Source organism: Allomuricauda sp. F6463D (assembly GCF_023015965.1).
Lineage (GTDB): Bacteria > Bacteroidota > Bacteroidia > Flavobacteriales > Flavobacteriaceae > Flagellimonas.
Map to the genome: position 1 here is coordinate 277,011 of NZ_JALKAN010000003.1, position 10,393 is coordinate 287,403.

General features: G+C 44.0%; 4 protein-coding genes. All 4 read left to right on the forward strand.

What is annotated here, in order from left to right; translation table 11 throughout:
• The first annotated feature begins 78 nt into the window (after positions 1-78).
• Positions 79-3,735 (forward strand): gliding motility-associated C-terminal domain-containing protein, encoded by a 3,657-nt coding sequence (locus tag MWU56_RS14990; RefSeq protein ID WP_247045741.1) that lies wholly within the window; start codon positions 79-81, stop codon positions 3,733-3,735.
• 12 nt (positions 3,736-3,747) lie between these two features.
• Positions 3,748-4,695 carry a type IX secretion system membrane protein PorP/SprF gene (locus MWU56_RS14995; protein ID WP_247045743.1) on the forward strand — a complete coding sequence of 316 codons (948 nt, stop codon included), beginning with the start codon at positions 3,748-3,750 and terminating at the stop codon, positions 4,693-4,695.
• Positions 4,696-4,706: 11 nt separating this feature from the next.
• Complete coding sequence (locus MWU56_RS15000) at positions 4,707-6,656, forward strand: OmpA family protein (RefSeq protein ID WP_247045744.1); 1,950 nt, start codon at positions 4,707-4,709, stop codon at positions 6,654-6,656.
• A gap of 402 nt (positions 6,657-7,058) precedes the next feature.
• Positions 7,059-10,393: beta strand repeat-containing protein (locus MWU56_RS15005; RefSeq protein ID WP_247045746.1), on the forward strand; the 3,335-nt coding region annotated here is incomplete at its 3' end.

The following is a 10,393-nucleotide window of genomic DNA, read 5'->3' on the forward strand; positions in this document are numbered from 1 at the left end:
AAAAAGAAAACCCCAATTTTCTTACAATTACGAGAACCACTTTTTGCCATGGTGATAGTTGACCAAAACTTATCATTTATGGACAAAATTACTTTTGTGAGACTAAAAAATAAACTAGTCCAAAAAATTACCCTTGTGGTATTAATTTTGGTATCAGGACTTGTGTCTTCTTTTAGTGTCGTCAATTTTTATTCCTCTTCAATGGCCAACGATTTGGTCAGCAAAGAAGGCCAATTATCCAATTCACATATTTTTGATTACCAAAGAGGCTCTCTTTGGAATCCATTGGCAACTGTACATGAAGGTGAAGATTGTGATGGAGATGGGGTTACTTGCGAACAAGAAGATATAGATGGTACGGACCCCAATGATCCTTGTAGTTTTATTCTGGAACATCAAAATTGTGCGCCATCCAAAGCTTGGAAAAGGGCAGATTGCGATGGTGATGGGGTGAGTAACGGAAAAGAAAAAAAAGATGGTACGGATCCATTAGATCCTTGCGATTTCATATTGGAACATCAAGATTGTGATATATCCAAAGCTTGGAAAAGGGCAGATTGCGATGGTGACGGTGTAAGTAATGGAAAAGAAAAAAAAGATGGTACGGATCCTTTAGATCCTTGCGATTTCATATTGGAACACCAAGATTGTTCTCCATCCAAAGCATGGAAAAATGCGGATTGTGACGGCGACGGAGTAAGTAATGGTCAAGAAAAGGAAGATGGTACGGATCCATTAGATCCTTGCGATTTTATATTGGAACACCAAGATTGTACTCCAACCAAAGCATGGAAAAATGCGGATTGTGACGGCGACGGAGTAAGCAATGGTCAGGAAAAAGAGGACGAAACCGATCCTTTAGATCCTTGCGATTTTATATTGGAACACCAAGATTGTACTCCATCTAAAGCATGGGAAAATGCGGATTGTGATGGAGATGGGGTAAGCAATGGTCAGGAAAAAGAGGACGAAACCGATCCATTGGATTCTTGTGATTTTATTCTTGAGCACCAAGATTGTACTCCTTCTGAAGTATGGAAAAGTGAAGATTGCGACGGCGATGGTGTCACCAATGGCGATGAGAAAGAAGATGGAACAGACCCATTAGATCCGTGTGATTACGATCCTGAGAGTATTACCCTTCCACAGAGCGGCGATTATCTTGCAGCAGATTGTGATGGTGACGGTGTAACCAACGAACAAGAAAATGAAGATGGTACCGACCCTCAAGATCCATGCGATTTTGTGCTCGACAGTCAAACCGTTGCCCCTGATTCAACTTGGAACAGTGCCGATTGCGACGGCGATGGTGTCACCAATGGCGATGAGAAAGAAGATGGAACAGACCCATTAGATCCGTGTGATTACAATCCTGAGAGTATTACCCTTCCACAGAGTGGTGATTATCTTGCGGCAGATTGTGATGGTGACGGCGTAACCAACGAACAAGAAAATGAAGATGGTACCGACCCCCAAGATCCATGTGATTTTGTGCTCGACAGTCAAACCGTTGCCCCTGATTCAACTTGGAACAGTGCCGATTGTGACGGCGATGGTGTTACCAATGGCGATGAAAAGGAAGACGGAACAGACCCATTAGATCCGTGTGATTACGATCCTGAGAGTATTACCCTTCCACAGAGTGGTGATTATCTTGCGGCAGATTGTGATGGTGATGGCGTAACAAACGAACAAGAAAATGAAGATGGTACCGACCCTCAAGATCCATGCGATTTTGTGCTCGACAGTCAAACCGTTGCCCCTGATTCAACTTGGAACAGTGCTGATTGCGACGGCGATGGTGTTACCAATGGCGATGAAAAGGAAGATGGAACAGACCCATTAGATCCATGTGATTACAATCCGGAAAGTGTGACTTTACCACAATCGGCAGCATGGGAAACACTGGATTGTGATGATGATGGAAATCCAAATGAAACTGATCCTGACCCATTGACGGCCAATGCAAATGATGATTTTGGTTCAACCCAAGCAACCACAGAAGTCGCAATTAATATTTTAGAGAATGATGATTATTTGCCAAACAATGCTTCAAACAATGTAGGCGTAACCAATTTGTCAAGAATTGGTGGCAATGCAACCGGTGTTATCACTTTTGATGCCGAAACCGGTTTTGTAAATTATATACCGGAAGCATCTGAATCCAATTCAACGGTTACTATAATTTACCAAGTTTGTAATGTGTTGCCAGACCCTAGCGTATGTGCCTCTGCAACAATATATATTGAGGTGGGAGCAAATGTATTGGACGCCGTGGATGATACATATACATCTGAAATTACGGATGAAGGCATAATCCCGGACAGCAATGTATTGGACAATGATACCTATAACGGAGAGTCATTAACCTTGGAAGATGTTATCCTGACCTCCACTCCAACCGATGAACTTAGCATCAACGAAGATGGAAGTGTGAGCGTTGTGCAGGGAACCGAACCTGGTATTTATAGCATAGACTATACGATATGTGATACTGCCGATTCAGGTAATTGCGATACTGCAACAGTAACAGTTGAGGTAACACAGGGAACGGGCAATATTATTGATGCCGTGGATGATACATATACAGCTGAAATTACGAATGAAGGCATAATCCCGGACAGCAATGTATTGGACAATGATACCTATAATGGGGAGACATTGACCCTAGCTGATGTAACCTTGACCTCCACGCCAACCGATGAACTCATCATCAACGAAGATGGAAGTGTGAGCGTTGTGCAGGGAACCGAACCTGGTATTTATACCATAGACTATACGATTTGTGATGTTTTGAACGTAGACAATTGCGATACCGCCACAGTAACAGTTGAGGTAACGCAAGGAACGGGCAATATTATTGATGCCGTGGATGACACATATACGGCTGAAATTACGGATGAAGGTATAATCCCGGATAGCAATGTATTGGACAATGATACCTATAACGGAGAGTCAATGACCTTGGAAGATGTTATCCTTACCTCCACGCCAACCGATGAACTTAGCATCAACGAAGATGGAAGTGTAAGTATTGTTCAAGGAACCGAACCTGGCACTTACACGATTGATTATACGGTTTGTGATGTTCTGGGCCTTAACAATTGTGATACCGCTACGGTGACCGTTGAAGTGATGGAGGAAGTTGAAGATAATGTCATTGATGCCGTGGATGATGTATACAACTCAGGTTCAGCAGGAGGAGTGATAACTAATAATAATGTACTCAACAATGATACCCTGAACGATGATTTGGTGTCGTTAAATGATGTTATACTGACTTCAACACCGACAAATGAACTCAGCATATTAGATGATGGTAGTGTAAGAGTTGCTCCTGGCACCCCTGAAGGCACTTATACCATTGACTATACGATTTGTGAAGCAGAAAACCCCAATAATTGTGATACCGCAACCGTTACCGTGGTTGTGGAGAATATTGAGGTGAATCAAATGTTGACGCCCAATGGCGACTTAAAAAATGATTTTCTGTTTATTAGAGGAGTGGAATACATCAAATCCAGTACACTTAAAATATTTAACCGTTGGGGAACCCAAGTATTTCAAGGAAGCAATTACGATAATGTGAGCAATGTTTTTGATGGACGCGTTAGAGGTAAATCAGCTTTAAGTGTAAACGATTATCTTCCCGCTGGTGTTTATTTTTATATTTTTAATTATGAGACTGAACAAGGGAGTTTTACGGACTCAGAATACATTTATATAAGCAGGTAACATATAGATAGAATGATAAAAAAGCATTTTTTAATCACATTATTGTTTATTGGATTGGTATCCACAGGTATGTTGGCCCAACAAGATGCCCAGTATACACAGTACATGTACAATACCATGAGTGTAAATCCCGCATATGCAGGATCCAGAGGGCAGCTTAGTTTTGCCGGGTTATACAGATCGCAGTGGGTAGGTTTGGACGGAGCACCGGAAACCTTCACCTTAAACCTTCATTCCCCAATACGCAACAGTAGATTGGGATATGGTATTTCCATTGTTAATGATAATATTGGTGACGGCGTAGTACAGGAGACCTATTTGGACGCCGTTGTGTCCTACACAATTGATGTTTCCATGGACGCCAAACTATCGTTCGGACTGAAAGCAGGTGGAAATATGTTAAGTTTAGACTTTAACGGACTTAGGAATTTTGATCAAGAAGTTGTTAACCAAAATAATATAGACAATAAATTTACGCCAAACTTTGGCCTTGGAGTCTATTATCATACAGATAAATTTTATGCGGGAGTTTCGGCCCCCAATGTGTTGGAATCGGAATATTACGATAACGACAACTCAGACGATGGCGTCAATTTTTTATCTGCTGAACGTATGAATTTGTATTTGATCACCGGTTATGTATTTGATTTGGGAGCGGACCTTCAGTTCAAGCCAGCTTTGCTTACAAAAGCTGTTGGAGGAGCACCCTTACAAGTGGACCTCTCCGCGAGTTTCCTATTTGCCGATAAATTTAGTTTCGGGGCAGCTTACCGATGGGACGCAGCAGTAAGTGGGTTGGTAGGGTTTCAAGTCACCGACCAAATTATGCTTGGACTGGCTTATGATCGCGAAACCACTGAATTGGGTGGTACACAGTTCAACGATGGATCTTTTGAAGTATTCCTAAGAGTAGAGTTGTTGAAATCCTTTCAAAGAACCATATCACCACGATTCTTTTAATATAGTTTAGAATGCTGAAGAGAATACTCACATTATTGATTATCGTTTGCGGATGCACTTTAAAAGTAACCGCTCAGCAGGATAGTATTCCTGACAAACAGATTGTTAGGGTCATAGAAAAGGCAGACGAAAGTTACAGACAATATTCATTTAGCCCAGCAATAGATATTTACAAAAAAGTATTGGATAGGGGATATTCGTCGCCTGATTTGTTGAAAAAACTTGGAAATTCCTATTATTTCAACGCCAAATATGAAGAAGCAGCCAATATTTATAAAAAGCTGGAAAATACGTACCCTAGCGAAATGTCTGTAGAAGATATATTTCGCTATGCGCAGAGTTTAAAATCGTTGGGAGAGTATGATGCTGCAACAAGTATTATGGAAAGCTTCAAAGAAATGACCTCAGCCATGATAGATTTTGATCAGGATTATATGGTCAAAATCGAGGAAAACTCAGGGAGATACACCATAAAATCATTTCCATATAACAGCAGATACTCAGATTTTGCCGCAGCTTATTATAAGAAAGGGCTCATTTTTGCCTCCGATCGCGATACAGGTAATTTTGCAAGATACAGGCATACGTGGAATGCTAGGGACTTCTTAGACCTTTACAAAGTTAATGCCGACAGTATCTCCAATGACAATGTGGTGAAGCTGGAAGGTGATGTGAATACAAGATTGCACGAGTCCACTTCTGTGATTACCAAAGATGGAAGTACGATGTATTTTACTCGGAATAATTTTTTTGATGGTAGGAAGAAAAAGGATGAAGAAGGAGTAATCAGATTGAAAATATATAGCGCAGAGAATATTGATGGAGAATGGACGAATATTGTTGAACTACCATTTAATAGTGATACCTATTCTGTTGCGCATCCAATGTTAAGCCCTAACGGTAAGAAACTATATTTTGTTTCCGATATGCCGGGTAGTTTAGGTGAGTCGGATATTTTCATGACAGAAATTATTGGTGACGGCACTTATGGGCCAATCCAAAATTTAGGAGATAATATCAATACTATAGCAAGAGAAACCTTCCCCTATATTACTGATGACGGTGTGCTTTATTTTGCATCTGATGGACACCAAGGTTTGGGTGGTTTGGATGTTTTTGCCACAAAAATTGAGTTTGAAGATTATGCACAGCCGGTGGTTAATGTGGGAAGACCAGTTAACACACCAAAAGATGATTTTTCATTTATTTTTGATTCTGAAAGTAAAACTGGATATTTCGCATCAAACCGAGATGGCGGAATGGGAGATGATGATATTTATGAATTTGTAGAGAATGAACCTCTTACCTTGGATTGTATTCAGGAAATAACGGGAACTGTTAGAGATCGAATTTCCAATGAGGTATTAGCAGGGGCAACGGTAAAAATCATTGATGAAGAGAACAATGAGGTTTCATCCACAATTACAGATTCCAATGGCAATTATATATTACAGTTGGATTGCTCCAAAGGTAATTTTGTAAGGGCATCTAGAGATGGGTATGTGCCCGCCGAAGAATATTTGCCTATATCCGATGGCAAACCAAGAATTGTTGACTTTTATTTGGAACGAGATACGGTAACGGGTGGTTTTGGAGACGATCTGGCAAAACTTCTCCAATTAAGTACCATCTACTTTGATTTGAACAAGTACAATATTAGGCCAGACGCTGAAATAGAAATACAGAAAGTCATTGTGGCCATGGAAAAATATCCAAGTCTAAAAATTAAAGTTAACTCCCATACCGATAGTAGAGGTGTGGATGCGTATAACCTTTGGTTATCACAGGAAAGAGCTCAATCAACAGTTGATTATATGGTATCCAAAGGAATATCCCCAGAAAGATTAGAGGGGGAAGGTTTCGGAGAGACTCGATTGGTAAATGACTGTGTAAATGGCGTTCGATGTTCTGAAGATCAACATCAACTTAATCGTAGATCGGAATTTATCATTTTTGAATAAGAAATAGAAAAGCACTTCATATAATTAAAAACGACCTTTTTTTAAGGTCGTTTTTTTATTTCAGACCTACTATTGGAAACCTCTTAGGATAGTTAGTGTACATCTTCATTTTCAAATGATTGCAAGTAAGGTATTGTCTATATAGTTAGTCGGTATAATTGAACCAATCGACGAAGAGACTTAAAAAAATCACACAAAATTTATTTGGATAACCTCAACATTTAAGGGTTAGACTGTAGTATTCTATCTGTTCACAACAATTATTTTCTACCGACGGTAGTGTGGGTAATTTTGTGTGTTGCTGAAAATTAAAAGTATTCAATTTAGAAGGAATATTTCAATTGTAAGCGGTAAAAATCAACAAACCACAACGAGACTTAACTCTCAACTAATAGTAACCTCATGAAAAAGAGCATTCTAGCCCTACTTTTCCTCCTTTTTACAGGAATTGCCTTTTCTCAAACTACCGTTACCCTCCAGGATCAATGCAATTGTGAGGTCCTTAAAGGTACAGATGTTTCTAGTTCAGGTGCCATAACCCCCACTGGGGCAGATTTGGGAGATATATATGTAAACACCGATACAGGTACCATTTATTTTTGGGATGGAAATTCATGGGAACTTACAGCTACTGATGACCAACAATTAACAGGATTCACTTTTAATGATGTAACAAATACACTTTCACTTACACTGGAAAATGGGGGCAATGTAAATGTTGATTTGAGTAGTTTAAGTGATGTTTTTACAGATACAAATACAACCATAGTATCATTTGATATTGATGGTACAAATACAAACCTTGTAATAACCGATTCTGAAGCAAATAATTACGCTGTGGCGTTGGCGGACCTCGCAGCTTTGATTAATACGGATAACCAAACTCTTACTGAGGTTTTAGCACAAGGCAATGACGCAGGTGGGGCTTCAATAACCAATTTGGCTGTCCCTGCCAATCCACAAGATGCTGCGACCAAGGCCTACGTTGATGCCCTTGACACGGACGACGCCGATTCAGACCCCACGAATGAATACAACACGGGGATATCGCTGAACGGTACCTCTATCGAGGTCACGGATGCAGGCGGTACGTTGAGCCAAGACCTTGACGGAACCTTTGCCACGGACGCGGAGCTAACGGCCCTTGACACGGACGACGCTGACGCCGACCCTGAGAACGAACTGTCCGATATCGCTTTGAGCGGTACCACCTTGGAACTGACCAATGCGGTTACCGGAGCCACCGGGGTTGATCTTGACGGAACCTTTGCCACGGACGCGGAACTTGCGGCCCTTGACACTGACGATGCGGACGCTGACCCTGAGAACGAACTGTCCGATATCGCTTTGAGCGGTACCACCTTGGAACTGACCAATGCGGTAACCGGAGCCACCGGGGTTGACCTTGACGGAACCTTTGCCACAGACGCTGAACTAGCGGCCCTTGATACGGATGATGCGGACGCCGACCCTGAGAACGAACTATCCGATATCGCCCTGAGCGGTACCACCTTGGAACTGACCAATGCGGTTACCGGAGCCACCGGGGTTGACCTTGACGGAACCTTTGCCACGGACGCGGAACTAGCGGCCCTTGACACGGACGATGCAGATTCAGACCCTGAGAACGAACTATCCGATATCGCTTTGAGCGGTACCACCTTGGAACTGACCAATGCGGTTACCGGAGCCACCGGGGTTGACCTTGACGGAACCTTTGCCACGGACGCGGAACTAGCGGCCCTTGACACGGACGATGCTGATGCCGACCCTGAGAACGAACTATCCGATATCGCCTTGAGCGGTACCACCTTGGAACTGACCAATGCGGTAACCGGAGCCACCGGGGTTGACCTTGACGGAACCTTTGCCACGGACGCTGAACTAGCGGCCCTTGACACGGACGATGCTGATGCCGACCCGGAGAACGAACTATCCGATATCGCTTTGAGCGGTACCACCTTGGAACTGACCAATGCGGTAGCCGGAGCCACCGGGGTAGACCTTGACGGAACCTTTGCCACGGACGCGGAACTTGCGGCCCTTGACACGGACGATGCGGATTCGGACCCTGAGAACGAACTATCCGATATCGCCCTGAGCGGTACCACCTTGGAACTGACCAATGCGGTAACCGGAGCCACAGGGGTTGACCTGGACGGAACCTTTGCCACGGACGCGGAGCTAGCGGCCCTTGACACTGACGATGCGGACGCCGACCCCACGAACGAATACAATACGGGCAGCGGAATAACAGCAGGTAGCCTTCAAATTACAGATGGTGGTGGGACGGAATCCGTAAATTTGATAAGTACGGATCTGAACAACAATTTAACAGCAGGCACGGATGGAGCACTTTACCTGAACGTGGCCTCCGTATCCATAGCCGAGACCAATACTACATTGTCCTTTAACGACATCACCGGCGAACTGACCTATAACAATGAGCTTGGCAACAATGCTGCAGTTGATATTTCAAGTCTTGATGATAGTGCAGGAGTTTCGGCAAACGCTTCGGACATAGCCGACAACGCTTCGGAAATCACCACGAATACGGGTGACATAGCAACGAACACTACCAACATTGGAACTAATGCAACGGATATAGCAGACCATATTGCTGCTGATGGTGACACCGACGCCACGAACGAGATACAGAACATCGAGGAAGTGCTGACCGATGGCAACGATGCCAACGGATTGGTGCTGACCGGACTTGGAGCCCCAACGGCCGCAAGCGATGCTGTTACAAAGGCATACGTAGATGCCCTTGACACGGACGATGCGGATTCAGACCCTGAGAACGAACTGTCCGATATCGCTTTGAGCGGTACCACCTTGGAACTGACCAATGCGGTAACCGGAGCCACCGGGGTTGATTTGGACGGAACCTTTGCCACGGATGCGGAGCTTGCGGCCCTTGACACGGACGATGCTGATGCCGACCCTGAGAACGAACTATCCGATATCGCCCTGAGCGGTACCACTTTGGAACTGACCAATGCGGTTACCGGAGCCACCGGGGTTGACCTGGACGGAACCTTTGCCACGGATGCGGAACTAGCGGCCCTTGACACGGACGATGCGGATTCGGACCCTGCGAACGAGATACAGAATTTAGGCGAAGTGTTGGCCGATGGGAATGATGGAGACGGTGCCGCCATCACAAACATAGCCGATCCTTCCAACGCACAGGATGCCGCTACAAAAGCATACGTGGATGCCCTTGACACTGATGATGCTGACGCCGACCCTGAGAACGAACTATCCGATATCGCCCTGAGCGGTACCACCTTGGAACTGACCAATGCAGTTACAGGAGCCACTGGGGTTGACCTGGACGGAACCTTTGCCACGGACGCGGAGCTAGCGGCCCTTGACACTGACGATGCTGATTCAGACCCCACGAACGAATATAACACCGGAAGCGGAATAACAGCAGGTAGCCTTCAAATTACAGATGGTGGTGGGACGGAGTCCGTAAATTTGATAAGTACGGATCTGAACAACAATTTAACAGCAGGCACGGATGGAGCACTTTACCTGAACGTGGCCTCCGTATCCATAGCCGAGACCAATACTACATTGTCCTTTAACGATACTACCGGCGAACTGACCTATAACAATGAGCTTGGCAACAATGCTGCAGTTGATATTTCAAGTCTTGATGATAGTGCAGGAGTTTCGGCAAACGCTTCGGACATAGCCGACAACGCTTCGGATATCACCACGAATAC